Here is a 22,905-nt window from a genome sequence, read left to right as displayed (position 1 = left end):
ATGCAGCGCATTCTTTCCGGCCTCGCGCTGGCCATTGGCCTTGGTCTAGCGCTCAGCGCACAAGCCGCTGACCAGGAGCTGATCAAGCGCGGCGAGTACGTTTCCCGCGCCGCCGACTGCATGGCCTGCCACACCGCCGAGGGCGGCGCGCCGTTCGCCGGTGGCCTGCCGATCCACTCGCCGTTCGGCACCATCTACGGCAGCAACATCACCCCGGACAAGGACTTCGGCATCGGCAACTACAGCGCCGACGAGTTCTTCGCCGCCCTCACGCAGGGCAAGCGCAAGGACGGCGCCAATCTCTACCCGGCCATGCCCTACACCTCGTACCACCTCATCAAGCGCGAGGACAGCGATGCCCTCTACGCCTACCTGATGAGCCAGACGCCGGTGCACCGTGCAGCTCCAGAAACCAGCCTGAGCTTCCCGTTCAACGTGCGCCTGGGCCTGACCGGCTGGAACATGCTCTACGGCAAGAGCGTCCAGCTGGAAAGCACCGAGGGCAAGAGCGAGCCTTACAAGCGCGGCCAGTACCTGGTGGAAGTGCTCGGCCACTGCGGCGAGTGCCACACCCCGCGCAACCAGATCGGTGCCCTGGAGCAGGAAAAACGCCTCACCGGCGGCCTGCTCAACGGCTACAGCGCGCCGAGCCTGCTGGCCCAGGACCTGGCTGAGCGCGGCTGGACCACCGCTGACCTCACCGGCTTCCTCAAGCACGGCATGAGCCCGCAGGGCAGCATGTTCAACGAGATGTTCCCGGTGATGCACCTGAGCACCCAGCACCTGGGTGACGAGGACCTGGCTGCCATGTCCACCTACCTGCTCGGCGAGCAGCCGCCGCAGGCCAAGGTCGTGCAGGCGGTGGCCGAGGACAAGCTCAGCGACAGCGCCAAGCGCGGCCGCCAGCAGTACCTCAACGTCTGCGCCGGCTGCCACGGCAACGACGGCGAGGGCAAGCCGCACATCGCCGTGGCGATGCAGGGCAACACCACCCTGCGCCTGGCCGATTCGCGCAACCTGGCCAAGGTCATCGTCGAAGGCATCCGCGAGCAGCAGTTCACCGGTTTCGAGCGCATGCAGCCGATGCCGGGCTTTGCCGACAAGCTCAGTGACGAGCAACTCACGGATCTGATCAACTACCTGCGTCAGGCCTGGGGTGGTCTGCCGGGCGATCTGGGCGTACAACAGGTTGCTCAGCTGAAGTCGGAGTAATTCGTGCAGCATCTCGATCTGCAAGTGGTCCGCCAGGCGCTCCAGTGGTCCTCCGCTGGCCAGCGCGTGTGGCTGTGCAGCGTGCTTTTCACCTATGGCTCGGCGCCCCGCGCGCCGGGCTCGCTGCTGGCGGTCAACGCCAGCGGCCAGTGGGTGGGCTCGCTGTCCGGCGGTTGCGTCGAGGATGACTTCCTCGAACGCGTCGCCGAGGGCGAATTCAGCGAGCCGGTAGTTGTCGTGCGCTACGGCGACGGCAGCGACACACGCTCGAATATCCGCCTGCCCTGCGGCGGCATCCTTGATGTGCTGGTGGAAAACCTCGCGCCTGATTGCGATGTGCAGGCCCACCTGCGCGAACTGGAATCGGCGCTGCTCGGCCAGCGCCGCCTGCTGCGCGAAGTGAACCTGCGGGACGGCAGCCGCCGCCTGAGCGACGACCACGAGCACGGCCCACGGGTCGAGCGCGACGAGGCCCGCGTGCGTCTGCGCGTCGGCGCTGCGCAGCGCTTGCTGCTGGCGGGCTACTCCAGCGTTGCGCATTTCTGCGCGGAGTTCGGCAAGGGCCTGGGCTTCGAGGTGATTCTCTGTGATCCCCGCGAAGAGGCGCTGGACGGCGTGGTGCTGGACGGCATCGAAATCCGTCGCGAACTGCCGTCGATCTTCATCGCCAACGGCGGCTGCCACGCGGACACCGCCGTGGTCGCCCTGACCCACGATCCGAAAATCGACGACCTGGCGATGCTCGAAGCCGTACGCACCGAAGCCTTCTACATCGGCGTGATGGGCTCGCGCACCACCTCCGACAAGCGCCGCGAACGCCTGCACCGCATTGGTGGCCTGAACGAGGCGGACCTGGCGCGCGTGCATGCGCCCATCGGCCTCAACCTGGGCAGCAAGACCCCCGCGGAAATCGCCCTCGCCGTACTCGCCGACATCCTGCGCACCCGCAGCGGCATCGCCCGCGAGGCGCTGTGACAGTCGTGGCGCTGGTGCTGGCCGCCGGCCAGGGCTCGCGCTTCGGCGCGGACAAGCGCCGCGCGACCCTGCCAGACGGGCGCAGCCTGCTGGCCCATAGTGTCGAGCGTGCGCTGGCGGTGTTCGATGAAGTGCGGGTGGTACTGCGCGATGGCGAGCGGGCAGAGGATTTCGGCCTGCCGCCTGGCTGCCACGTTATCCACAGCCCGGATGCGGCGTTGGGCATGGGGCACAGCCTGGCTGCCGGTGCGGCCTCGCTGCAGGGTTCCGACGCCAAGGCCGTCGCCATCCTGCTCGGCGACATGCCCTGGATTGCCCCCGCAACACTGCGTGTGCTGGCCGATGCCGCCGGCTCCTCGACCATTCTCTTCCCGATTCACAATGGCCAGCGCGGCCATCCGGTGCTATTCGGCCGCGAGTTCTGGCCGGCGCTGACGCAGCTGAGCGGCGACGAAGGCGCGCGGACGGTGGTGCAGGCGCAGCGTGATCGCTGCATCACCCTGGACGTTGCCGACGCCGGCGTGCTGCGTGACGTGGATACGCCGGCGGGGCTGCTCTGGTAGGAGCGGATTCATCCGCCATCCGCGTCGCTCAACGGACGGTCACTTGCCCAGTTTGCGCAATTCGTCCGATTCGACGACGCGGGTGCCCTTGCCGGTTTCCAATGCCAGGCGCCAGAGCGCACGGGCCAGGGCGATGGCTTCGATGCCGTGCAGCTTGCCCGGCAGGATGCGCGAGAAAGGCGCGGCGAGCAGTTCGGCGAGGCGGACTTCCTCACGCTGGCCCAGCAGCAGCGACGGCCGGGCGATGGTCAGTTGCTGCCAGCCTTGCTGGCGCAGGGCATCCTCAAGCTCGCCTTTCACCCGGCTGTAGAAGATCGATGATTTGCTGTCGGCACCCAGCGCGCTGACCACGATGTAGTGCCGTGCGCCCAGGGCCAGGCCGCGCTCGCCCAGGGCCAGCGGCAGGTCGTAGTCGACACTGCGAAAGGCCTCCTCGGAGCCGGCCTCCTTGAGCGTGGTGCCCAGGCAACAGAACACCGTGTCCACCGGCTGGACCAGGTGCGGGATGAGCTCGGCCAGCGGGCCGATGGGGTTTTCCAGGCGTGGATGCTCCGCCAGCTTCCTTCGGGCCGGAGCGATGACGCGCTTGACCGTAGGCTCGTTGAGCATGCGGTCGAGCAGATGCTCACCGGTCAGGCCGGTGGCGCCAGCTAGCAGGATATTCGTCGGTTTCGAGTACATCTGTGTTTCCCCTCTGACACACTTTCCAGCTTAGTTGGCGCCCTGTCGTTTTGCCTGCGCGTCGCCATTCCCGAGCGCCAGCTCCGCGTGCGACTGCTGCGCGCGCAGGGCCTGCCAGCGAGTAATGACCGCCTCCGGGGCCCAGAGTTGCGGCTCCGATGGCTCGAACTCCTCTTCCTTCTCGCGCTTGGCGACCGTGTCGCTGGCCAGCTTGAAAGCCTGCTTCAGGTCGTCGGTCTGCTGGAAGGCCTTGGCGAACAGTGCATCGCCAAAGTAGGTGAAGTCCGCCTCCTCGGAGCAGCCGAAGGACACCCGGTCGCTGCGTGCGGCGGTCATGATCAGGGTCTTGTCATCCTTGAGCGCGGGGATGAAGCCGCCGCTGTAGCAGGCGGAGATCACCAGCACCTTGGTGCGGTCCTTGAGCGGGGCGAGCAGGCTGGCCAGTTCGCTGGCCGGCAGGTCGTCGAGCTTCAGGCCCGGCATGTCCAGCACCAACTGGTGGTCGTGGGAGCCGTGGCTGGTCAGGTAGATGAACACCAGGTCTTCCGGGCCGCTGCGCTCGGCGATGGTGCGCAGGGTGCGGGCGAGGGTTTCGCGGGTGGCCATGGGGCGGTCGGCGAGGTGGTCGCGGTGGTTCACCAGGCGCACCACACCGCGCGCGCCGAAGCGCTCGGCGAGCAAGTTGGCGACATAGTCGGCTTCGCGCAGGAACACGCTCTGCTTGCCATCGCCGCCCAGGCTGACGCCGTAGAGTTCGATCGCCGGGGTGGACTGCGGGATGGCCGCCAGCGTCTTCTCCAGCATCGCCCCCTGTTCCAGCAGGCCCACTTCCAGTGGATTGGGCAGCAGTTTGCCGGCGGCGTCCTGGCGTAGCTGGCCAGCGCTCCAGATGCCCTTCTGCACGCTGCCGTCGTGGCGGGTGAGAGTACCTTCGCCCGAGTATTCCCCGCGAGCGAAGCCGCCGCTGTAGGTCTGGCCGTCAGACTTGCTCAGCGTGCCCTTGCCATCGAAGCGCCAGAAGCGGAAGTCGCCTTTGTAGCGGCTGCCATCGGCGCCAATGAACTCGCCCGGCCCGCTCAGCGCGCCGGCCTTGAAGCGACCGAACCAGACGTCGCCGTCAGCGTTCTGGAAGCGTCCGGTGCCGTCGAACTGGTCGTTGCGGAATTCGCCGCTGTACTGGTCCCCCGCGTCATCGCGGAAGATGCCCTTGCCCTCGAGCACGCCATTCTTGAACGTGCCGCTGTATTGGTTGCCGAGGCTGTCCCGGCGGGCGCCCTCGCCGTTGGCCTCGCCCTTGGCGAAGGCACCCTGGTGGCGGGTGCCATCGGCCTGCTCGAGGCTGCCCAGGCCCTCGTAGCGGCCCTTGCGGAAGCCGCCGCTGTAGGTAGTGCCGCCCTGGGAAAGACGGCCTTCGCCGTCGAATTCGCCGCGCTTGAACTGGCCCTCGTACACGCTGCCGTCGGCGTACTGCAGGCGGCCGCGTCCTTCGAACAGACCGTCGCGGAACTCGCCTTCATAGCGCGTGCCGTTGCCGTCGTTCCACTTGCCCTGGCCACTCTGCAGGCCCTTGTCGAAGCCGCCCTCGTACCAGGCGCCGTTGCTGTAATCCAGTCGCCCGGGGCCCTGCAGTTGGCCGTTCACCACCTCGCCGCGGTAGCGCGCGCCGTCGGGCAGGCGGGCGTCCGGGGGCGTCAACGGTTCGCCTTCGCCACAGGCGGCGAGCAGCAGGGCGAGGCTCAAGGGCAGGAGGTGGCGTGGCATTGGACTCTCGAATCAGCGGTGGGGCGCAGAGTGAGTGTGACGTAAAAAAGCCCGCGGACGCGGGCTTTTTTCTCAGCGCTGAGGCAGAGCCGTCAGACGAAGCACAGGCTCAGGGATTCGGCGATGTAGGCCGGTTTGGGCAGGCCCTCGATCTCCAGGGTGCAACGCGCCTTGATCAGCCACTGGCCGGGGTTCTTCTCGGTGATGTCGGTGATGGTCACCTGCAGGCGCACGCGCGAATCCACCGGTACCGGCTGGATGAAGCGCACGCTGTCCAGGCCGTAGTTGACCACCATCTTGGGGTTCTCCGGCAGGACTAGCAGGCCCTCGCAGAGTTTGGGGATCAGCGACAGCGACAGGAAGCCGTGGGCGATGGTGCCGCCGAAGGGCGTCTTCTTCGCCTTCTCCGGGTCGACGTGGATGAACTGGTGGTCCTCGGTGCACTCGGCGAACTGGTTGATGCGCTGTTGATCGACGGTGATCCACTGCGAATGGCCCAGGTCCTTGCCGATGTAGTCCTTCAGTGCGCTTACGGGTACGAATGCCATGTTTCCTCCGGGGATATCGTTGTTCTTCTAGTACGGCCTACGTGAAATCCGCCTGTAGATCAGCATGGCGCCCTGGAGCGGTCAAGCATTCATGCTTTGGGCGAATGCCGCGCCATAGCGGGCGCCGGGCGGGCATAATGTCGGCATATTGCGCTGGAGATGTTTCTGATGTTGCTACGCGGCCTGACCTGGCTGGTGCTGTTCCAACTGCTCGGCACGGGCCTGAATGCTCTCATCCTGCACATGATTCCCGGCCCCATCATTGGGCTGGTGCTGCTGTTCGCCTTCCTGGTGTGGAACGGTGAGGTGAGCAAGCCGGTGAACGAGGCCGCCGCGTCGCTGCTGCGCTACCTGCCGTTGCTGCTGGTGCCGGCAGCTGTGGGCGTGATGGCGTATGCGAAGCAGATCGCCGCGGACTTCTGGGCCATCGCCGGGGCGCTGGCGCTGTCGTTGCTGGTGTCCTTCGTGTTCGCCGGCTGGCTGATGCAGAAGCTCATCGACCGCCAGCGCAGGCAGAAGGAGGGCGCGTGATGTTCGACTGGCAAGGCGCGCTGGACTCCGTCATCCACCATCCGCTGTTCTGCGTCGGCGTCACCCTGGGTGCCTATCAGTTGGCGCTGGCCGCCTACGAGCGCACCCGCTGGGTGTTCCTGCAGCCGGTGCTGGTGTCGATGCTGATCGTCATCGCGGTGCTGCTGGTGTGCGGCATCGACTACGCCGAGTACAGCAACAGCGCCAAGGTACTGACCATCCTTCTCGGCCCCGCCACCGTCGCGCTGGCGGTGCCGCTGTTTCTCAACCTCAAGCGGATCCGCCAGCTGTTCTGGCCGACGCTGATCACGCTGGTGGTGGCCGGGTTCTTCGCCACGGCCCTGGGAATTGGCCTGGGTTGGCTGTTCGGCGTCGATCACGAGATTCTCATGAGCCTGGCGCCCAAGTCGGTGACCTCGCCGATTGCCATGCTGGTGGCAAGCCAGGTTGGCGGCGTCGCCGCGCTGGCGGCAGTGTTCGTGCTGATCACCGGCGTGCTCGGCGCCATCCTCGGCCCGGAACTGTTGCGCCGCTTCGGTGTGCATCACCCGGCCGCGCAAGGGATGGCGCTGGGCATGACCGCCCACGCGGTGGGCACTTCCCGCGCCCTGCAGGAGGGCGAGGAATGCGGCGCCTTCGCCGCCCTGGCGATGAGCCTGATGGGCGTGGCCACCGCTGTGCTGCTACCGTTGGCGGTAGCACTGATCGCCTGACCGCCTGTTGACGATCTGCTGCGCGTCGACCGTAGGGCGTTGGCAAACGCCCTCAGATGCTCATTTACAGCAGTAAACTCCGCTCTTCGGGCGCTTGCCGCCTACTACGGCTCTAGCTCGCACGATCGTAAACAGGCTCTGATCGAAAATGGGAGTACCCATGAGTTTTCCGCTCTTCCCCCTCAATACCGTGCTGTTCCCCGGTTGCCGTCTCGACCTGCAGATATTCGAGGCGCGCTACCTGGACATGATCGGCCGCTGCATGAAGCAGAACGGCGGGTTCGGCGTGGTGGCCATCCTCGAGGGTGAGGAAGTCGGCGATGCGCCGGAGCGCTACAGCCTGGTCGGCTGCGAAGCGCACATCCGTGACTGGCAGCAGCGGCCCAATGGTCTGCTGGGCATTCGTGTCGAGGGCGGGCGGCGCTTCCGCGTGCTCTCCGCCAATGTGCAGCCGGATCAACTGACCGTGGCCGAGGTGGAGTGGCTGGACGAGCAGCCCGACCAGCCGCTGACCAAGGAACACGACGACCTGGCGGCTCTGCTGGAGGCGCTGTCCATGCACCCGATGGTTTCCGCATTGGAAATGGGCGGTGAGGTCAACGGCCAGCAGGCGCTGGCTTGCCAGCTCGCCTACCTGCTGCCATTCGAGCGCGACCAGAAGCAGGTGCTGCTGGAGATGGACGACCCGACCGTGCGCCTGGCGCGCATCCAGGTGCTGCTGGAGCAGCTCCAGGGCGACTTCGTCGCCTGACGCAGCGGCTTTTTGTAGGAGCGAGCTTGCTCGCGAACCCGCCCAGCTTTGTCACCGCCGGTTGACTCTGTTCGCGAGCAAGCTCGCTCCTACAGGGATTGCCTTTCGGTGCGGCGGGAGCGGACTCCGTCCGCGGCTCCTGCGTGATCGGAAACGACAAGGCCCGCATCCGCGGGCCTTGTGTTTTGACGGCGTCAGCGAAGGATCAGAACGAATCGCCCGGCACCCGTACCCAGCCTTCCATGAGGATGCGTGAGCTGCGGCTCATGATGGCCTTGGTCACGGTCCATTCGCCGTTCACCTGCTTGGCCTCGGCGCCCACGCGCAGGGTGCCGGAGGGGTGGCCGAAGCGCACGGCGCTGCGTTCGCCACCGCCGGCGGCGAGGTTCACCAGGGTGCCGGGGATGGCGGCGGCGGTGCCGATGGCCACGGCGGCGGTGCCCATCATGGCGTGGTGCAGCTTGCCCATGGACAGCGCGCGCACCAGCAGGTCGATGTCGCCGGCCTGCACCTGTTTGCCGCTGGAAGTGACGTAGTCCTTGGCCGGCGCGACGAAGGCGATCTTCGGCGTGTGCTGGCGGGTCGCGGCCTCTTCCGGGGTCTTGATCAGGCCCATGCGCAGGGCGCCGGCGATGCGGAACTTCTCGAAGCGCGCCAGTTGCTCCGGGTCGCCATTGATCGCTTCGCGCAGCTCGGCGCCGGTGTAGCCGATGTCCTGGGCGTTGACGAAGATGGTCGGGATGCCGGCGGTGATCATGGTCGCCTTGAAGGTGCCGATGCCGGGGACTTCCAGATCGTCCACCAGGTTGCCGGTGGGGAACATCGAGCCGCCATCTTCGCCATCGTCGGACGGGTCGAGGAACTCCAGCACGATCTCGGCGGCGGGGAAGGTCACGCCGTCCAGTTCGAAGTCACCGGTTTCCTGCACCTGGCCGTTGGTGATCGGCACGTGGGCGATGATGGTCTTCTGGATGTTCGCCTGCCAGATGCGCACCACGCAGGTGCCGTTGTCCGGAATGCGCGAGGGATCGACCAGGCCGGCGTGGATGGCGAAGGAGCCGGCGGCGGTGGAGAGGTTGCCGCAGTTGCCGCTCCAGTCGACGAAGGCCTTGTCGATGGAAATCTGCCCGTAGAGGTAGTCGACGTCGTGCTCGGGCTGGGTGCTTTTCGACAGGATCACGCACTTGCTGGTGCTGGAGGTTGCGCCGCCCATGCCGTCGATGTGCGCGCTGTACGGATCGGGGCTGCCGATCACGCGCATGAACAGCTGGTCACGCGCCGCGCCGGGCACCTGGCAGCGCTCGGGCAGGTCCTGCAGGCGGAAGAACACGCCCTTGCTGGTGCCGCCGCGGATGTAGGTGGCGGGTATCTTCACTTGGGGTACGTGGGGCATGGGGTACGTTCCTGAGTGCTGTTTGTAGGAGCGAGCTTGCTCGCGAACCCATCCCCGCTGCGAGGCTGTTCGCGAGCAAGCTCGCTCCTACAGGATTAGTGCCGAGCCGCCGTGCAGGCGGGCCGGCTGTTACATCACGCTACCGCGCCTTCCAGGAAGTCCTTGGCGAAGCGCTGCAGCACGCCACCGGCCTTGTACACCTTCACTTCGGCGGCGGTGTCGAGGCGGCAGGTGACCGGGACTTCGACCACGTCACCGTTGCGGCGATTGACCACCAGGGTCAGGTCGCAGCGCGGCGAGACGTCGCCCTTGATGTCGTAGGTCTCGGTGCCGTCCAGGCCCAGAGTGAGGCGGGTGGTGCCCGGCTTGAACTCCACCGGCAGTACGCCCATGCCCACCAGGTTGGTGCGGTGGATGCGCTCGAAGCCTTCGGCGACGATCACTTCCACGCCTGCCAGGCGAACGCCCTTGGCCGCCCAGTCGCGGGACGAGCCCTGGCCGTAGTCGGCGCCGGCGACGATGATCAGGTTCTGCTTGCGGTTCATGTAGGTTTCGATGGCTTCCCACATGCGCATGACCTTGCCTTCGGGTTCCACGCGAGCCAGCGAACCCTTCTTCACCTCGCCGTTGACCACGGCCATTTCGTTGACCAGCTGCGGGTTGGCGAAGGTGGCGCGCTGGGCGGTCAGGTGGTCGCCGCGGTGGGTGGCGTAGGAGTTGAAGTCCTCCTCCGGCAGGCCCATTTTCGCCAGGTATTCGCCGGCCGCGCTGTCCAGCAGGATGGCGTTGGACGGCGACAGGTGATCGGTGGTGATGTTGTCCGGCAGGATCGCCAGCGGGAGCATGCCCTTGAGCGTGCGCTCGCCAGCGAGGGCACCTTCCCAGTACGGCGGACGACGGATGTAGGTGGACATCGGGCGCCAGTCGTACAGCGGGCTTTCCGCTTCCTGCACGCTGCCCAGGTCGAACATCGGGATGTAGACCTGCTTGAACTGCTCGGGCTTGACGCTGGCGGCGACGATGGCGTCGATCTCTTCGTCCGACGGCCAGAGGTCCTTCAGGGTGACCGGGTTGCCTTGACTGTCGGTGCCTAGCGGGTCCTGCTCGATGTCGAAGCGCACGGTGCCGGCGATGGCATAGGCGACCACCAGCGGCGGCGAGGCGAGGAAGGCCTGCTTGGCGTAGGGGTGGATACGGCCGTCGAAGTTGCGGTTGCCCGAGAGTACGGCGGTGGCGTACAGGTCGCGGTCGATGATCTCTTTCTGGATCACCGGGTCCAGCGCGCCGGACATGCCGTTACAGGTAGTGCAGGCGTAGGCGACGATGCCGAAGCCGAGCTTCTCCAGCTCTGGCAGCAGGCCGGCTTCTTCCAGGTACAGCTTGGCGACTTTCGATCCGGGCGCGAACGAGGTCTTCACCCACGGCTTGCGGATCATGCCCAGCGCGTTGGCCTTCTTCGCCACCAGGCCGGCGGCGATGACATTGCGCGGGTTGGAGGTGTTGGTGCAGCTGGTGATGGCGGCGATGATCACCGCGCCATCGGGCATCAGGCCTTCGGCTTCTTCGACGCGGCCGGACTCCAGCTTGGCTTCGTCGGCGATGCCGCGCTCAGCCAGTGCCGAGGTCGGCAGGCGGCGGTGCGGGTTGGACGGGCCAGCCATGTTGCGGACCACGCTGCCCAGGTCGAAGCTCAGTACACGCTCGTACTCGGCGGTCTTGAGCGCATCGCTCCACAGGCCGAGGGTTTTGGCGTAGTTCTCCACCAGTTCCACCTGCTCGGGCTCGCGGCCGGTGAGCTTGAGGTAGTCGATGGTCTGGCCGTCGATGTAGAACATCGAGGCGGTGGCGCCGTATTCCGGGCACATGTTGGAGATGGTCGCGCGGTCACCGATGGACAGGCTGTCCGCACCCTCGCCGAAGAACTCGACGTAGGCGCCGACCACGCGTTCCTTGCGCAGGAACTCGGTGATCGCCAGGACGATGTCGGTGGCAGTGATACCCGGTTTGCGCTTGCCGGTCAGCTCGACGCCGACAATGTCGGGCAGGCGCATCATCGACGGGTGGCCGAGCATCACGGTCTCGGCCTCGAGGCCGCCGACGCCGATGGCGATCACGCCCAGGGCATCCACGTGCGGGGTGTGCGAGTCGGTTCCGACGCAGGTGTCGGGGAACGCGATGCCGCCGCGCGCCTGGATCACCGGGCTCATTTTCTCCAGGTTGATCTGGTGCATGATGCCGTTGCCGGCCGGGATCACATCGACGTTCTTGAACGCGGTCTTGGTCCAGTCGATGAAGTGGAAGCGATCCTCGTTGCGGCGATCTTCGATGGCGCGGTTCTTCTCGAAGGCGTCCGGGTCGAAGCCCGGCGCTTCCACGGCCAGCGAGTGGTCGACGATCAGTTGGGTCGGCACCACCGGGTTGACCTTGGACGGGTCGCCGCCTTTCTCGGCGATGGCGTCACGCAGGCCGGCGAGGTCGACCAGCGCGGTCTGGCCGAGGATGTCGTGGCAGACCACGCGCGCCGGGTACCAGGGGAAGTCGAGGTCGCGCTTGCGGTAGACCAGCTGCTCCAGCGAAGCGGTCAGGTCCGCCGGCTCGCAGCGGCGCACCAGCTGTTCGGCCAGCACGCGGGAGGTGTAGGGGAGCTTGTCCCAGGCGCCGGCCTGGATCGCTTCGACTGCCTCGCGGGCGTCGAAATAATCCAGCGCGGTGCCGGGCAGGCGCTTGCGGTATTGGCTGTTCACGGAAGTAGTCATTTTGTTATCCAGGAAGGCTATTTGCGGTCCTTGAGCGGCACGAACTTCAGGTCTTCAGGGCCTGTGTAGTTGGCGCTCGGGCGGATGATCTTGCCGTCGATGCGTTGTTCGATGACGTGGGCGGACCAGCCGGCGGTGCGGGCGATGACGAACAGCGGGGTGAACATCGCAGTGGGCACGCCCATCATGTGGTAGCTCACGGCGCTGAACCAATCGAGGTTGGGGAACATCTTCTTGATGTCCCACATGATGGTTTCCAGGCGCTCGGCGATGTCATACATCTTGGTGTTGGACTGCTCGTTCGACAGCTGGTGGGCGACTTCCTTGATCACCTTGTTGCGCGGGTCGGACACGGTGTAGACCGGGTGGCCGAAGCCGATCACCACTTCCTTGCGTTCAACGCGGGCACGGATGTCGGCCTCGGCTTCGTCCGGATTGTCGTAGCGCTTCTGGATCTCGAAGGCCACCTCGTTGGCGCCGCCGTGTTTCGGGCCGCGCAGCGCGCCGATGGCGCCGGCGATGCAGGAGTAGATGTCCGAACCGGTACCGGCGATCACGCGGGAGGTGAAGGTCGAGGCGTTGAACTCGTGCTCGGCGTACAGGTTCAGCGAGGTGTGCATGGCGCGCACCCAGGACTCGCGCGGCTTCTGACCGTGCAGCAGGTGCAGGAAGTGGCCGCCGATGGAGTCGTCGTCGGTCTCGACGTCGATGCGCTTGCCGTTGTGGCTGAAGTGGTACCAGTAGAGCAGCGCCGAGCCCAGGGACGCCATCAGCTTGTCGGCGATGTCGCGGGCGCCCGGGTGGTTGTGGTCGTCCTTCTCCGGCGACAGGCAGCCGAGCACGGACACGGCGGTGCGCATCACGTCCATCGGGTGGGCCGACGGCGGCAGGGTTTCCAGGGCGGCCTTGACGCCGGCCGGCAGGCCGCGCAGGGCTTTCAGCTTGGCCTTGTAGCCGGCCAGCTCGGCGACGTTGGGCAGCTTGCCGTGCACCAGCAGGTGGGCGATTTCCTCGAATTCGCAGCGGTTGGCGAAGTCCAGGACGTCATAGCCACGGTAGTGCAGGTCGTTGCCGGTACGGCCGACGGTGCACAGGGCGGTGTTGCCAGCGGCGGTGCCACTCAGGGCCACGGACTTCTTGGGTTTGAAGGCGGTGGTGGTTTCTGCGGTAGCGCTCATCGCGTGTCTCCTCATCAAATCCGGTTGCTTGTTCTTGTCCCCCGGCACGGGCCGGGATTTCGGTTCGAATCTGGTTGGCGGATAACGCCTGTGGCGTTATGCGCCCTACGGTGTATCAGGTCTGGCGTAGGGCGAATAACGCGAAGCGTTATCCGCCGCTTTCGCCTCGGGTCACTTCTTGCCGGCAGCGAACAGCGCGTCGAGCTTCTGCTCGAAGGCGTGGTAACCGATGCGGTCGTACAGCTCGGCACGGGTCTGCATGAGTTCGATCACGTTCTGCTGGTGGCCTTCCTGGCGGATCGCGGTGTAAACGGCTTCGGCGGCCTTGTTGGCGGCGCGGAAGGCGGACAGCGGATACAGCTGGATGGCCACGCCGACCGAGGCCAGCTCGTCGCGGGTGAACAGCGGGGTGGCGCCGAACTCGGTGATGTTGGCCAGGATCGGCACGTTCAGCGCATCGACGAAGCGCTTGTAGGTCGGCAGGTCGTAGGCGGCTTCGGCGAAGATCGCATCGGCACCGGCCTCGACGTAGCGCAGGCAGCGCTCGATGGCGGCGTCCACGCCTTCGGCCTGGATGGCGTCGGTGCGGGCGATCAGGAAGAAGTTCGGGTCGGTCTTGGCATCGGCGGCGGCTTTCACGCGGTCAGCCATTTCGTCGACGGAGACGATTTCCTTGCCCGGACGGTGACCGCAGCGCTTGGCGCCGACCTGGTCCTCGATGTGGGCGGCAGCGGCGCCGGCCTTGATCAGGCTCTTAACGGTGCGCTCGATGTTGAAGGCGCTGGGGCCGAAGCCGGTGTCGATGTCGACCAGCAGCGGCAGGTCGCAGACGTCGGTGATGCGGCGCACGTCGGTGAGTACGTCATCCAGGGTGTTGATGCCCAGGTCCGGAAGGCCGAGGGAGCCCGCCGCCACGCCGCCACCGGAGAGGTAGATGGCCTTGAAGCCGGCGCGCTTGGCCAGCAGGGCGTGGTTGGCGTTGATCGCGCCGATCACCTGCAGCGGCTTTTCTTCGGCAAGGGCTTCACGGAAACGTTGGCCGGCGGTCTTGTAGCTCATTGTTCACCTCGTTCGTTGGCTGTCTTGGCTTGGGCGTCCAGGTAATGGCGCTCCATATTGCGTTTCGAGGCGCCGATGTGACGGCGCATCAGCAACTCGGCCAGCTCGCCGTCACGATCGGCGATGGCATCGAGAATCCGGTGGTGCTCGGAGAAGGCCTGGCGCGGGCGGTTGGGCGTCGCCGAGAACTGCAGGCGGTACATGCGCACGAGCTGGTACAGCTCGCCGCAGAGCATGCGGGTGAGGGTGCGGTTGCCGCTGCCCTGGATGATCCGGTAGTGGAAGTCGTAGTCGCCTTCCTGCTGGTAGTAGCCACGGCCGGCCTGGAAGGCCTCGTCGCGCTCATGGGTGTCGAGCACCCGGCGCAGCTCGTCGATCTCGGCCTGGCTCATGCGCTCGGCGGCCAGGCGGCAGGCCATGCCTTCGAGGGATTCGCGGATCTCGTAGAGCTCCAGCAGCTCCTCGTGGCTGAGCGAAACGACCCGCGCACCGACGTGCGGTACGCGCACCAGCAGTTTCTGGCCTTCCAGACGGTGGATCGCCTCGCGCAGCGGGCCCCGGCTGATGCCGTAGGTGCGCGCCAGCTCCGGCTCGGAAATCTTGCTGCCGGGGGCGATCTCGCCCTTGACGATGGCCGACTGGATCTTGCGGAACACGTGTTCCGACAGGGTCTCGCCGTCGTCGCTGGCAGGGGTGGGCAGAATCAGGCTATCGCTCATGGTGTCGACAATCTTCTTGATGTGCGGCGAAAGCTACCCCTGGAAACCGCCTGGGTCAATCGCAACCTGATGAATTGTCGACAATCGTCTAATGGGGCGGAATTCTTATGCCGCCAAGGCGATGTCTGAGCGACAGGCCAGGGCGTTGCTGTGACAATGCCCGGACACACCGGCAATAAGGATGATCCCGTCATGGTGTTACAAGGACGTGCACGGCGCGGGGCGTTCAGCGTATCGGCCTTTCTGCTGCTCGGCTGGGCGCAGGGGCTGTGGGCGATGCACCCTTATCGTGACAACCTGACTGCGGATGTTCGCGCCCAATCGCTGTCGGCGGAAATGCTGCCGTTGTTGCTGTTCTTCAGCATTCTCGTTGCGCTGGCGGCACTTCCACGCCGGCCGGGATGGCCCAGGCAAACCGCGCTTTCGTCGGGAATTGCCCTGCTGGGCTGGTTCTGGGTAGACCTTTGTCTTTACGACAGCCGCGTGGCCAGTTGGAGTACTTACACGACGGCGGAACTGGCGCTGGAAGTGGCCTGGCAGAGCTGGCTGCCGCTGCTGTCGGCGACGCTACTTTATTGGGCAGGCGCGGTCCTGCTGCGCTGGAGAGCGAACCATGATTCGAGGCTGGTATGACCGTCACGCACTGCCCCGACTGATCGACTTCGCCTGCGGTATGGGCGATGTGATGAAGCAGCGCTCGCTGCTGGTCCCCCGTGCACATGGCCGCGTGCTGGAGATCGGTATGGGCACCGGCCTGAACCTGTCCTTCTACGACCCGGCGAAAGTGTCGACAATCGTTGGCGTCGACCCGGCGGCGCAGATGCAGACGCTCGCCCGCAGCCGCGCCGAGGCGATTGGCATTCCGGTGGAGATGGTGGCGCTTGAACTGGGTCAGATTCGTGCCGACGCCGGCAGCTTCGACAGCATCGTCTGCACCTTCACCCTGTGCAGCATCCCCGATGCGGTGGCGGCGTTGAAGGAGATGCGCCGGGTGCTCAAGCCCGGTGGCGAGTTGCTGTTCTGTGAACATGGCCTGGCGCCGGACGCCGGCGTGCGCGCGTGGCAGCATCGGTTGACGCCGGTGTGGAAGCCGCTGGCCGGCGGCTGCCACCTGGACCGCGACATGCCGGCGCTGATCGAGTCCGGCGGTTTCCAGTTGCGCGAGCTGATTCAGGACTACCTGCCGGGCCCGCGGCCGATGACCTACGTCTACCGCGGCATGGCCGACTGACGCGCGGGCAGGCGATCGAGTACCTCGACGCTGAGGATGTAGGTACTGCGCACGTAGATGTCTTCCGGACGTTCGAACTGCGCCATGTCGGACTGGCAGGCATTCATGCGCACCACGAACGGCGCCGCGCCGTCGCACAGCGCGTGGTAATCCCCCTGGCTGATCCAGCCCTGGAGCACGGAAGACTCGCGGTTGTGAGCGCGAACCACGACTTCGACCTTGAGGTGTTCGTTCATTGCCACGTTGGTCCACTGAGGGTGAAAAGGGGGCAAACCTTAACGCCCGTCCTGTATGGCCTCTGTCAGGCTCCTCTGAATGGACTGTGGGACTATCCCGCCAACTCTCCCCCCGAACCCTCCCCGAATGCTCCCCTCGAGTTTGCGGCGCCCGTGCGTCAGGCCACGCGCTCGGCAGGTGTGACGTTGAGGATATGCGCGCCGCTGAGGAACAGGTCCTGCACCGGGCCGGTGGGGCAGTGGCGGCTCTGGCATTCGCCCAGGCGCACCTCGAAGGGCGTGCGGCCGTCGCGCAGGGCGAGGTAGTCCTCGCGGCTGATGCGGCCGTGGAGAATGCGCTGCGGGCGGTAGGGAGACCAGGTCTCCACATCGACCCAGAGACTGTCGGGAGTGTGGTTCATGGCGGTGGTCCGGCCGTTTGGAAATGGGCGAGTACTCTAGACAGCGGACCAACGCCAAATTCATCAGAGGCCCCCGATATATTTGTAGGAATTTATGTTGCCGTGACTGAAGGTGCCGTCTTACAGCAAGGCTCGATAGGCCGCGGCCCAGGTCTGGGCGAAGTCTTCGAAAGGCGTCGCCGTGGTATTCGCCGGCGAGCGTGCTTCTTGCGCACGCACTCGCCCGCTGCTGATCGCCTCGCCCAGTTCCGCGTAGCAATCGGCGACGCTGGCGGAGTAACCGGCCTCCCGCAGTGCGGCAGCCAGCTCCTGCGGCGATACCGGCACATAGGCCAGGTCTGGCCGGCCGATGGCTGCTCTCAGCAGCTGAGTTGCCTGGGCGTAGCTGATGTCGCGCTGGCCGAGCACTTCGCGGGTCACGATGCCCTGCCAGTCGCGGTCCAGCAGGGCGCCACTGGCAGCGTCGGCGACATCCTGGGTGGCAACCATCGGCACCGGCATGTCCGGCGCCACCGCGTCGCTGTAGCAGTCATAGGCGCGAACGATCTCCAGCGCGCCGTACAGGTTCTCGAACAGCGCGCCGGAACGCAGCATCAGCACATTCACCTCCGGCGGCAGCTGGCGCAGGCGCTGCTCCTGGTCGTGCATGCTGATGATCGGCCCGGTGCCACACGGCACCTCGGCGCCCACGCTGCTCAGGAACACCACGCGTCGCACAGTGCTGGCGCAGATGGCCTGGATGATCGCTTCGCCCTGGGCCGCCTGCTGGTTGCGGTAGTCCTCGGTCTCCGGGCCGTAGACGAGCAGGGTGTAGACCGCCTCGGCACCACGGAAAGCCTCGGTGAGGAAGGCACCGTCGTGCGGCTCGCCCACGGCGATCTGCGCGCCGGCGGCAGCCAGCGGCGCCAGGCGTTCGGCATTGCGGCCCAGGGCGCGAACCGGCACGCCGGCGGCCAGCAGGGTCTGGCAGATTCTCGAACCGGTGCGGCCGGTAGCTCCCATTACAGTGATCATGGCGGTGTCCTCGCTGTTGGCCGTCCCGCGGCGCCCGCCGTGGGTTCGTTGGCCTGGTCTCAGTCTCACGCCGAGTCGCTGGACGGTTAATGCCTGGAAATCGCCGCTTCATGCTCATTCGTCCAGAAGTGCTGGACGCCGCCGGGTAGTCGGACCAGTCTCAAGACCATGAACGCTCCTACCGCCATTCCAGACCTGACCGACGCCTGGGCTTCCACTGATCCCCTGGGCGAGGCCCTGCATTTCCTGCGCATGAGCGGCACCTTCTATTGCCGCTCCGAGTTCAGTGCACCCTGGGGGCTGGACCTGCCGGCGATGCCGCAGTGCCTGATGTTCCACGTGCTGACCGTCGGCGAGTGCTGGCTGGAGGCAGAGGGCGACGAGCCGCGCCGGCTGGCGCCGGGGGATCTGGTACTGGTGCCCCACGGTGAGGGCCATCGGCTGGTGAGCTCGCCGGGCGAGCCGGCAGCGGGGCTGTTCGATTTGCCGCGCGCCTATGCCAGCGACCGCTATGAAGTGCTGCGCCAGGGCGGCGACGGAGAGCCCGCGGCGATGATCTGCGGGGCGGTACGCTTCGATCATCCTGCCGCACTGCAACTGGTGCGCCTGCTGCCGCGTGTATTGGAGGCGCAGGTGCGCGACCCCGCCCAGCGCGACTGGCTGATGAGCACCCTGCAACTGATGGAGAGCGAGGCGCGGGCCATGCGCCCTGGCGGCGAAACGGTGATCACCCGTCTGGCCGACATCCTGGTGATCCAGGCCATTCGTGCCTGGATCGAACAAGACCCGGCCGCCCAGATCGGATGGCTCGGTGCCTTGCAGGATCGTCAGTTGGGCCGGGCGCTGAGCCTGATCCACCGTGACCCGGCGCGGGACTGGAGCCTCGCTTCCCTGGCCGCAGCGGCGGCGATGTCGCGCTCCGCTTTTGCCGCGCGTTTCGCCGAGAAAGTCGGCTTGCCGGCCATGCACTATGTCACCCGCTGGCGCATGCACGTGGCGCTGAGCTGGTTGCAGGAGCGAGAGATCGCCGTGGCCGAACTGGCCGAGCGCCTCGGCTATCAGTCCGAGGCGGCGTTCAGCCGGGCGTTCAAACGCTGCATTGGTGTTTCGCCGGGAAGCGTGCGGCGTAATGCGTAGGCCGTACAACCGTTCGCGGTTGTACGGCGATACACGGAGGTCCGTCGCTGGAGCCGGGGCCAAGTTCGGAGTGCCCTGCGGTCCAGGCCAAACGGCGTATAACGTTGAACGTCATACGTCCTACGGGCTACGCGATAACAGGCGGAAGGTTCAGAGCTGGATATCGTCGCGGATCAGCACGCAGGTGCAGCCGTCTTCGTCTTCGCGCCAGTCGTGGAGGAAGTACATCTGGATCTTGCCGCCGTCCATCACCGCCAGGTAATCGCCCACTTCCGGGACGAAGAAGGCAGAAGTACCCGGTTCGGCTTCGCACTCGATGCGCACGCTGAAGAACAGCGCCGGGTCGGCGTCGTCGAAAAAGTCTTCGCGCTCGGCGGCGTCCCATTCGATGGGGGCTTCGAAGGGGCCGAGGAAGAGGACCTTGGCGTCGCCCATGTCCAGTTCTTCGGCGTCCGGGTCATTGTCGTCCGGGCGGTAGACGGTGGCGTCCAGTGCCTGGGCATCGGCGAGGATGGCGCGGCGCGCGGCCATGCGCTGCTGCGGGTCGACGCCGGCGTCGGCGCAGAGCTGGTTCCAGAGGGTTTCGGCTTGGGTGGACATGGTGGCTCCCGCTCGTGCGGCCGGTTCAAAGGTGGGTAGTGTCCGGGACAGTTCCCGGCAGATCAATGGGGCGCTGCGCCGTGTGTCATTACCCGTGTAGGAGCGAGCTTGCTCGCGAACCTGCCTGAAGCCGTGGTATCCGCCTGAAAGCGTTCGCGAGCAAGCTCGCTCCTACAGAAAGCATTGGCGATTACTCGCCCTTGAGGCCGTACTTCTTCACCTTGTCGAACAGCGTGGTCTTGGCCATGCCCAGCGCGTGCGCGGCCTGGCTGAGGTTGCCGGCGTGGCGTTCCAGGGCGGTGGACAACAGGCTCCTCTCGAAGGCTTCCACGGCTTCGGCGAAGCGCGGCTCTCCCGCGTCCGGGCCGAGGTTGCCGCCGGCCAGTACCGGCAGGCCGAGGGCGAAGCGTTCGGCGACGTTGCGCAGTTCGCGCACGTTGCCCGGCCAGTCGTGGGCCATCAGGGTGGCAGCGGTGGTGTTGTCGATGGCCGGCGCCGGGCGATCGAAACGCAGCGAGGACTGCTGCAGGAAGTGCTCGAAGAGCATCAGGATGTCTTCGCGGCGTTCGCGCAGCGGCGGCAGGTTCAGGGTGATGACGTTGAGGCGGTAGTAGAGGTCGCTGCGGAAAGTGCCTTCGCGGCCCATGGCGGCGAGGTCGGACTTGGTCGCGGCGATCACCCGGCAGTCCACGCCGATCAGCTCATTGGAGCCCAGGCGCTCCAGCTGCTGCTCCTGCAGCACGCGCAGTAGCTTGATCTGCAGGTTCAGCGGCATGCTCTCGATCTCGTCGAGGAACAGGCTGCCGCCGTTGGCGTGCTCGATCTTGCCGATCCGGCGCTTGCCGGCGCCGGTGAAGGCGTGGGCCTCGTGGCCGAAGATTTCGCTGTCGATCAGGCTTTCCGGCAGTCCGCCGCAATTGAGCGCAACGAAGGGCTTGGACTGGCGTCGGCTGTAATCGTGCAAGCAACGGGCGACCAGCTCCTTGCCGGTGCCGGTCTCGCCCTCGATCAGCACGTTGGCGGAGGTGTCGGCGACGTTGGCGATCAGCTCGCGTAGCGCTTGCATCGCGGGCGAGCGGCCAATCAGCCGGCCTTCCAGTGCCTGCTTGCCGGCGAGCTGGCGGCGCAGCTGGCTGACTTCGCGGGTCAGCGCGCGCTGGGCCAGGGCGCGCCGCGCGGTGTCCACCAGCTTCTCGGGGGAGAAGGGCTTCTCCATGAAGTCGTAGGCGCCGTCGCGCATGGCCTTGACCGCCATGGCGATGTCGCCGTGGCCGGTGATCAGCACCACCGGCAGGCTGGGGTCGCGCTCCCTGAGTTTCTCCAGCAGTTGCAGGCCGTCCATGCCGGGCATGCGGATGTCGCTGACGACGATGCCGGGGAAGTCCGCGCCGACTTTCTTCAGCGCTTCCTCGGCGCTGCCCACGCTGTCGGTCTCGATGTCTTCCAGGGCCAGCGCCTGCTGGCAGCCGAGGCGGACGTGGGGGTCGTCCTCGACGATCAGGACGCGCAGGGATGGGTCGCTCATGCGGGTGTCTCCATGGCGGGCAGCAGCGGCAGGTGCAGCTCGAAGGCGGTGCCGCCGGATTCCGGGTAGGCCACGCCCAGGGTACCGCCAGCGGCGGTGGCGAGGCTGGCGGAAAGGGTCAGGCCCAGGCCCAGGCCGAGTTCGCCGGGCTTGGTGGTGAAGAAGGGTTCGAACAGGTGCACGCGTGCGTCCGGCGGAATGCCGGGGCCGTTATCGCGTACCACCAGGCGGTAGTGGCCGTCCCCTTCGCTGCGGCCTTCCAGCCAGAGCTGGCGGTCGGTCTGCGTGCTCATGGCGTCGAGGGCGTTGGCGATCAGATTGACCAGTATCTGTTCCAGGCGCGTCTGGTCGATGGCCAGGCGCGCATCGGCATAGTCGCGGTGCAAGGTCGCCGGCACTTCCGAAAGACGCCCCTGCAACACCATCACCGCGGCATCCACCGCCTTGCTCAGTGAGGCCTGGCCGTGGTCGTCGGCGCGTCGGGCGAAGGCGCGCAGGCTGGCAGTGATGCGGCCCATGCGGTCGACCATTTCGGCGATGGCTTCGAGGTTGCTGCTGGCGACGTCGAGCTTGCCGCGCTCAAGGAAGCGCACGCTGTTGCTCGACAGGGTCCGCAGCGCCGCCAGTGGCTGGTTGAGCTCGTGGGCGATGCTGGTGGACATCTGACCGATGACCGCCAGCTTGCCGGCCTGGACCAGCCGATCCTGGGCCTTGCGCAGGGTGTCCTCGGCCTGCCGGCGTTCGCGGATCTGCTCGCGCAGGTGCTGGTTGCTGGCGCGCAGGTCGGCGGTGCGCTCGGCGATGCGTCGCTCCAGGGCGTTGTTGGCCTGTTCCAGTGCCTCACGGGCGGCGAGGCGGGTGGCGATGACCTTGCGCCGCTCGTTCCAGGCGATCAGCAGGAAGGCGAACAGGGCAAAGCCGGCGGCGGCGAGCATGCCGTGGATCATCGCTTCGCGGCGCAGGTCGGCCAGCGGGGTGAGCAGGGTGAAGTGCCACGGCGTGTCGCTGAGCTGGCGCGTCTGCATCAGGTAGCTGAGCGGCTTGTGGCTGTCGGCGTGCTCGCCCGGCGGGAAGCTGATTTCCTCGACGCCCTCGCCCAGCGGGCGGCGTGACAGCGGCTGCCATTCGTTGAGCGCCCACCAGTAGTACTGCAGGCTGCGGGCCAGGCGTTCCTTGTCCTGATCGCTCAGCGGGCGGACGGCCTTCAGGCGCAAGGTGGGGTCGCTGGAGAGGATGATGATGCCGTTCTCGTCGCTGACGAAGGCTTGCAGGCGCGCCTTCTCCCAGCGCTCTTCGAGGGATTCCATGCGCACTTTTACTACGGCGACGCCGACGATCTTGCCGCCGTGGACCAGACCGTGGGCAAGGTAGTAACCGGGTTCGCCGGTGGTGCTGCCGATACCGTAGAAGCGTCCGGGGCGGCCTTGCACGGCTTCCTGGAAATAGGCGCGGAAGGACAGGTCTTCGCCCAGGTAGCTGTCGGCGTCCTGCCAGTTGCTGGTGGCCAGCACGCGGCCAGAGGTATCCAGCAGGTATACGGCGCGGCTCCCGGCGCGGCGGTTGAGGCCTTCGAGGTAATGATTGACGCGGTCGCGGTGCAGCGGCGTCGGGTCGGTCAGCAGGCGGCTGACGCTGCCTTCGAGTTCGAGCAGGCTGGGCAGGTAGGTGTAGCGGCTGATCTCGCTTTCCACGCCACGGGCGTGCAGTTCCAGCTGGCGTTCGCCGGTCTCGATCAGGCTCCGGGTGCCGGCGCCTTCGCTGATCAGGTAGCCGCCGTAGCCGAAGCCCAGGGTGAGCAGGAGCAGCAGGAAGGGCAACAGGTAGTTGCGCACGAGGCGTGGCTTCACGGTGAGCGGCGGCGGCAATGGGCTGGAAGCGCATTGCAGCACAGTCGTCGGGGCCGAGCCAGCCCAACGCCGGG

23 protein-coding genes are annotated in these 22,905 nt (G+C 66.5%); 9 read left to right on the top strand and 14 right to left on the bottom strand.

Annotated features, from left to right (window positions below):
- Genes AC2T4A_RS00300 through AC2T4A_RS00290 form a run of 3 tightly spaced genes read left to right on the top strand, consistent with a single transcriptional unit; the run spans position 1 to position 2,750 of the window.
- Entirely contained in the window at positions 1 to 1,212 is a 1,212-nt protein-coding gene (locus tag AC2T4A_RS00300) for a c-type cytochrome (RefSeq protein WP_478377420.1), read from the top strand.
- Between the two features lie 3 nt (positions 1,213 to 1,215).
- Positions 1,216 to 2,187 carry an XdhC family protein gene (locus AC2T4A_RS00295; RefSeq protein WP_486742499.1) on the top strand — a complete coding sequence of 324 codons (972 nt, stop codon included), beginning with the start codon at positions 1,216 to 1,218 and terminating at the stop codon, positions 2,185 to 2,187.
- On the top strand, positions 2,184 to 2,750 hold the full coding sequence (locus tag AC2T4A_RS00290) for a nucleotidyltransferase family protein (RefSeq protein ID WP_486742498.1): 567 nt from the start codon (positions 2,184 to 2,186) through the stop codon (positions 2,748 to 2,750). Before AC2T4A_RS00295 ends, AC2T4A_RS00290 begins: the two co-directional genes overlap by 4 nt.
- Positions 2,751 to 2,789: 39 nt before the next feature.
- On the opposite strand, the gene AC2T4A_RS00285 is transcribed toward AC2T4A_RS00290, so the two are convergent.
- From AC2T4A_RS00285 to AC2T4A_RS00275, 3 genes are all read right to left on the bottom strand, one after another.
- Positions 2,790 to 3,431 (bottom strand): oxidoreductase, encoded by a 642-nt coding sequence (locus tag AC2T4A_RS00285; RefSeq protein WP_416745927.1) that lies wholly within the window; start codon positions 3,429 to 3,431, stop codon positions 2,790 to 2,792.
- A gap of 30 nt (positions 3,432 to 3,461) precedes the next feature.
- Positions 3,462 to 5,192: a C13 family peptidase gene (locus tag AC2T4A_RS00280; protein WP_486742497.1), complete on the bottom strand. Its 1,731-nt coding sequence runs from the start codon at positions 5,190 to 5,192 to the stop codon at positions 3,462 to 3,464.
- Between the two features lie 92 nt (positions 5,193 to 5,284).
- Positions 5,285 to 5,740, bottom strand: coding sequence for a MaoC family dehydratase (locus AC2T4A_RS00275; RefSeq protein ID WP_045217066.1), 456 nt, complete (start codon positions 5,738 to 5,740; stop codon positions 5,285 to 5,287).
- A gap of 168 nt (positions 5,741 to 5,908) precedes the next feature.
- Here AC2T4A_RS00275 and AC2T4A_RS00270 point away from each other — a divergent pair, with 168 nt between their 5' ends.
- The 3 genes from AC2T4A_RS00270 to AC2T4A_RS00260 all read left to right on the top strand — a co-directional run bounded on the left by AC2T4A_RS00270 (position 5,909) and on the right by AC2T4A_RS00260 (position 7,735).
- Complete coding sequence (locus tag AC2T4A_RS00270) at positions 5,909 to 6,271, top strand: CidA/LrgA family protein (RefSeq protein WP_416745922.1); 363 nt, start codon at positions 5,909 to 5,911, stop codon at positions 6,269 to 6,271.
- On the top strand, positions 6,271 to 6,984 hold the full coding sequence (locus AC2T4A_RS00265) for an LrgB family protein (RefSeq protein ID WP_416745920.1): 714 nt from the start codon (positions 6,271 to 6,273) through the stop codon (positions 6,982 to 6,984). Before AC2T4A_RS00270 ends, AC2T4A_RS00265 begins: the two co-directional genes overlap by 1 nt.
- 160 nt (positions 6,985 to 7,144) lie before the next feature.
- Positions 7,145 to 7,735 carry an LON peptidase substrate-binding domain-containing protein gene (locus AC2T4A_RS00260; protein ID WP_486742496.1) on the top strand — a complete coding sequence of 197 codons (591 nt, stop codon included), beginning with the start codon at positions 7,145 to 7,147 and terminating at the stop codon, positions 7,733 to 7,735.
- Positions 7,736 to 7,940: 205 nt separating this feature from the next.
- Here AC2T4A_RS00260 and prpF read toward each other — a convergent pair whose 3' ends face one another.
- From prpF to AC2T4A_RS00235, 5 genes are all read right to left on the bottom strand, one after another.
- Positions 7,941 to 9,128, bottom strand: coding sequence for a 2-methylaconitate cis-trans isomerase PrpF (gene prpF / locus AC2T4A_RS00255; protein WP_486742494.1), 1,188 nt, complete (start codon positions 9,126 to 9,128; stop codon positions 7,941 to 7,943).
- A gap of 134 nt (positions 9,129 to 9,262) precedes the next feature.
- Positions 9,263 to 11,872, bottom strand: coding sequence for a Fe/S-dependent 2-methylisocitrate dehydratase AcnD (gene acnD, locus AC2T4A_RS00250; RefSeq protein ID WP_478377437.1), 2,610 nt, complete (start codon positions 11,870 to 11,872; stop codon positions 9,263 to 9,265).
- 29 nt (positions 11,873 to 11,901) lie between these two features.
- The gene (gene prpC / locus AC2T4A_RS00245; protein ID WP_416745914.1) at positions 11,902 to 13,062 is read right to left on the bottom strand and encodes a bifunctional 2-methylcitrate synthase/citrate synthase; all 1,161 of its coding nucleotides are present in this window, start codon (positions 13,060 to 13,062) and stop codon (positions 11,902 to 11,904) included.
- Positions 13,063 to 13,233: 171 nt separating this feature from the next.
- The gene (gene prpB / locus AC2T4A_RS00240; RefSeq protein WP_416745912.1) at positions 13,234 to 14,121 is read right to left on the bottom strand and encodes a methylisocitrate lyase; all 888 of its coding nucleotides are present in this window, start codon (positions 14,119 to 14,121) and stop codon (positions 13,234 to 13,236) included.
- A complete protein-coding gene (locus AC2T4A_RS00235) occupies positions 14,118 to 14,840 on the bottom strand; it encodes a GntR family transcriptional regulator (RefSeq protein WP_081517269.1) in 723 nt (240 codons plus the stop codon). The genes prpB and AC2T4A_RS00235 overlap by 4 nt, the downstream gene beginning before the upstream one ends.
- 156 nt (positions 14,841 to 14,996) lie before the next feature.
- Between AC2T4A_RS00235 and AC2T4A_RS00230 the strand changes: the two genes are divergently transcribed.
- Both AC2T4A_RS00230 and AC2T4A_RS00225 read left to right on the top strand, forming a co-directional pair.
- Positions 14,997 to 15,473, top strand: coding sequence for a hypothetical protein (locus tag AC2T4A_RS00230; RefSeq protein WP_486742493.1), 477 nt, complete (start codon positions 14,997 to 14,999; stop codon positions 15,471 to 15,473).
- Positions 15,454 to 16,071, top strand: coding sequence for a class I SAM-dependent methyltransferase (locus AC2T4A_RS00225; RefSeq protein WP_416745908.1), 618 nt, complete (start codon positions 15,454 to 15,456; stop codon positions 16,069 to 16,071). The genes AC2T4A_RS00230 and AC2T4A_RS00225 overlap by 20 nt, the downstream gene beginning before the upstream one ends.
- Here the strand turns inward: AC2T4A_RS00225 and AC2T4A_RS00220 are convergent.
- The 3 genes from AC2T4A_RS00220 to AC2T4A_RS00210 form a co-directional block, all read right to left on the bottom strand.
- Positions 16,050 to 16,307 (bottom strand): hypothetical protein, encoded by a 258-nt coding sequence (locus tag AC2T4A_RS00220; protein ID WP_486742492.1) that lies wholly within the window; start codon positions 16,305 to 16,307, stop codon positions 16,050 to 16,052. The two genes, AC2T4A_RS00225 and AC2T4A_RS00220, sit on opposite strands and share 22 nt — an antisense overlap.
- Positions 16,308 to 16,465: 158 nt before the next feature.
- Positions 16,466 to 16,708, bottom strand: a complete 243-nt coding sequence (locus AC2T4A_RS00215) for a hypothetical protein (protein WP_416745904.1) — start codon at positions 16,706 to 16,708, stop codon at positions 16,466 to 16,468.
- A gap of 120 nt (positions 16,709 to 16,828) precedes the next feature.
- Positions 16,829 to 17,722, bottom strand: a complete 894-nt coding sequence (locus AC2T4A_RS00210; protein WP_486742490.1) for an NmrA family NAD(P)-binding protein — start codon at positions 17,720 to 17,722, stop codon at positions 16,829 to 16,831.
- A gap of 168 nt (positions 17,723 to 17,890) precedes the next feature.
- On the opposite strand from AC2T4A_RS00210, the gene AC2T4A_RS00205 reads away from it, so the two are divergent.
- Positions 17,891 to 18,859 carry an AraC family transcriptional regulator gene (locus AC2T4A_RS00205; protein ID WP_478377409.1) on the top strand — a complete coding sequence of 323 codons (969 nt, stop codon included), beginning with the start codon at positions 17,891 to 17,893 and terminating at the stop codon, positions 18,857 to 18,859.
- Positions 18,860 to 19,009: 150 nt separating this feature from the next.
- Here AC2T4A_RS00205 and AC2T4A_RS00200 read toward each other — a convergent pair whose 3' ends face one another.
- From AC2T4A_RS00200 to AC2T4A_RS00190, 3 genes are all read right to left on the bottom strand, one after another.
- Complete coding sequence (locus AC2T4A_RS00200; protein WP_478377408.1) at positions 19,010 to 19,459, bottom strand: hypothetical protein; 450 nt, start codon at positions 19,457 to 19,459, stop codon at positions 19,010 to 19,012.
- A gap of 190 nt (positions 19,460 to 19,649) precedes the next feature.
- Positions 19,650 to 20,984, bottom strand: coding sequence for a two-component response regulator AauR (gene aauR / locus AC2T4A_RS00195; protein ID WP_486742489.1), 1,335 nt, complete (start codon positions 20,982 to 20,984; stop codon positions 19,650 to 19,652).
- The gene (locus tag AC2T4A_RS00190; protein WP_486743742.1) at positions 20,981 to 22,873 is read right to left on the bottom strand and encodes a sensor histidine kinase; all 1,893 of its coding nucleotides are present in this window, start codon (positions 22,871 to 22,873) and stop codon (positions 20,981 to 20,983) included. The genes aauR and AC2T4A_RS00190 overlap by 4 nt, the downstream gene beginning before the upstream one ends.
- Positions 22,874 to 22,905 lie beyond the last annotated feature (32 nt).

The organism is Pseudomonas sp. PVC-3-1 (assembly GCF_057444315.1).
The sequence above is the reverse complement of the archived record's forward strand: the minus strand, read 5'-3'. Positions and strand labels throughout refer to the sequence as shown.